Below are 2,582 nucleotides of genomic sequence, written 5' to 3' on the forward strand. Positions count from 1 at the left end.
CCATCGATCTGCTGCGGCTTGAGACGCAGGTGACGCCGCTCCTCAAGCCGTAGAGCCTGGACATCGGCTGCTTTTCTTGAGCCATTACGCAATATGCGACACGCTCTCGATCATCGGCTTTTCAATGCAAAAACGATAACCAGGAGAGCGACAAGCGCCGCCAGCCATTTCAAGCTTGCGACCAGCTTGCCGAGCTTCTCCACCAGTACGCCAATGGCATCTGCCTCGGTGGGGTTTATCGGCTCTTGAAGCGACGGCACCTCGTGCGAACCCTGTTCTTCTTCGAGCCGGCGCAAGCTGACTTTCGCAAGATCCAGCGAGAGATGAACAACATATCCGCTTGCGATTTCCGGCGACTCCACGGTGATATCGCTCTTGCCGGGCCTGAGGAACAAGCATGCCTCCCCAGGCAGCGCAGCCATACCCTGGTCGGACATGTAAACATTGCGCAGGCATAGCCCGACCTTGACGGCGGTGAGCCGGCCGCTCTCAACGCCCTCGCAAAGCGCTTGCAAAGCGCTTGCAAAGCGCTTGCAGGCTGCTTTCTGGCACGTGGCACGACGCCCACCACTGATCCGGTTCCTGCATCTCGCGGTCAGGGCGGTTGTAGCCAAACCTTGCTGTGCCAAGCGGCGCGTTGGAGAAGGCAATGCCAAGCGCTTCTTGCCATTCGCGAAGGCCTTGCTGGTCTGCCACGCCGATTTCGCGAGCGGCGAAGGAGATCTGGACCGTACGCGTGCCGCTCTCGGATTCACCCATGATGGACACGCGACAATCGTCGAAGCGCGCGGTCCCGTGGATGTAGGTAGCAAGCGTCGATTGCGTTGCGCCTCCGGCTGGCTCTAGTTCTGGGACGACCTGGAGATCCTCCAAGGTAAGCCACAGTGACTTCGCGGGGTAAAACGTCTGCGGCTTGCCAAATGCGCCAACGTGTTCGAGCGTGTAGCCACGGTGCTCCTCGATTTTGAATACAACGCTCTCTTCGCCACACGCCGCGTATTTTCTCTGGCTCAAGCGCGGAAGGTCGTTTTCCACGAAATGCTCGGGATCGAGAGACGTCAGGTGCGGCCCGGCCGCGCCATGCAGGCTATCCAGGGCAACACGCGGCCGGGCGCCTTGGAAAATGCGGGAGCCGGAAACCCGGAGATCCGGAGATCCGGCTTGCGAGCCGGGGCCGTCAGCGCTGAGCGTTGAGCGCTGCCAGCCACCTGATGCCGCAGACGCTAGTTCAAAAATTCTGAATAAACAATCCGGATAAGACTAGTCTAACGCATCGATGGCTCTCCTATAGTTCGTTACATGGACGGCGCGCATAAACAAAGCAACGTTCTGGCAGTCGCAGCGAACAATCAATGAAATTCAACGAATTTTAAGATACTGGAGAACATCATGACCAAGACCTTCGCCCTCAAGCTCGCTTCCACCCTCGTGTTGTCGCTCGCCGCCATCGGCGCCGCCCAGGCCGCTTCCGCCAAGGACACCCTTGCCGGCGACAAGTACGGCTATGAATTCCGCACCTCGGTGCCCGCCGACAAGTACGGCTACGACTTCCGCGCAACCGACGCCTTCACCAACGGCGCACGCAGCGGCAAGCTGGATACCTTCACCGAAGGCGCCCGCATCGCCGGCCTCGACCGCTCGGGTGTCTCGGCTACGCCGGCTCGCGGATTCGATGCCTACTCCGATGGCGCACGTGCCGGCAAGTTTGACCCGTACACGGATGGCGCGCTGGTTGCCGGCCTGGATCATACAATTTGTTACCTCTCCGGCCATTCGCTGACACCGATCGGACATGGGCGGTTGATAGCGTCTCCCGGCTGCCCTGTGGCAGTCATTCGAGGAGATATCATGCGAGCAACAAAAAGGCTTACCCTGGCGGTGGCGCTGTCGCTGTCATGCGGACTGGCCACGTCCGCACGCGCGGACGACGACGCCCGTCAGCCGCGTGCCAAGCATGTGCTGCTGGTTTCGGTCGATGGCCTGCATCAGGCCGACCTGGACTGGTTCGTCAACGCAAATCCGGCTTCCACCCTTGCGCAACTGGTCCGCCATGGCGTTGCCTACCGGAATGCGCAAACGCCGTTCCCCTCGGACTCTTTCCCCGGCATGGTTGGCCAGGCCACGGGTGGCAACCCCAGGACCACCGGCATCTACTACGACGACGCCTACAGCCGCAGCCTGCTGCCGGCCGGCACCACGGCAGCCAGTTGCCGCAGCACCAAGCCTGGCGCTGAAGTGTATTACGCAGAAGTGATTGCGAAAGACCTGAACCGGCTGGACAGCGGGCAAGGCATCCCCGGCCTGTACTCGGATTTCTCCAGGATTTCGCAGCTGACCGGGCACCCGCAAGACCTGATCAACCCGGCCTTGCTGCCGGTCTCAGCGCAGACCTGCCAGCCGGTTTATCCGCATCAGTATCTCAAGGTCAACACGATCTTCGAGGTCGCGCACAAGCATGGACTGCGCACCGCCTGGTCAGACAAGCACGCCGCCTACGAGATCCTCAACGGGCCGTCCGGCCAGGGCATCGACGATCTGTTTGCCCCCGAAATCAACAGCTCGGTCACCGATCCGTCGCTGCC

At 61.0% G+C, this 2,582-nt stretch carries 3 protein-coding genes; 1 reads left to right on the forward strand and 2 read right to left on the reverse strand.

All coding sequences use genetic code 11. The features are described 5' to 3' along the window. Positions 1-110 precede the first annotated feature (110 nt). Both AC1DS3_RS38320 and AC1DS3_RS38325 read right to left on the reverse strand, forming a co-directional pair. Complete coding sequence (locus AC1DS3_RS38320) at positions 111-437, reverse strand: hypothetical protein (protein WP_441641590.1); 327 nt, start codon at positions 435-437, stop codon at positions 111-113. Between the two features lie 52 nt (positions 438-489). Beyond that, a complete protein-coding gene (locus AC1DS3_RS38325; RefSeq protein ID WP_441641591.1) occupies positions 490-1,035 on the reverse strand; it encodes a hypothetical protein in 546 nt (181 codons plus the stop codon). A 354-nt stretch (positions 1,036-1,389) separates the two neighbouring features. Here AC1DS3_RS38325 and AC1DS3_RS38330 point away from each other — a divergent pair. After that, positions 1,390-2,582, forward strand: a 1,193-nt coding sequence (locus tag AC1DS3_RS38330; protein WP_477129327.1) for an alkaline phosphatase family protein, incomplete at its 3' end; no start/stop codon positions are given.

This window comes from Cupriavidus sp. 01L46 (assembly GCF_056399905.1).

Excerpts from the sequence above, each read along its gene's own strand:
- AC1DS3_RS38320 (WP_441641590.1), bottom strand. The coding sequence starts at position 437 with ATGTCCGACCAGGGTATGGCTGCGCTGCCTGGGGAGGCATGCTTGTTC.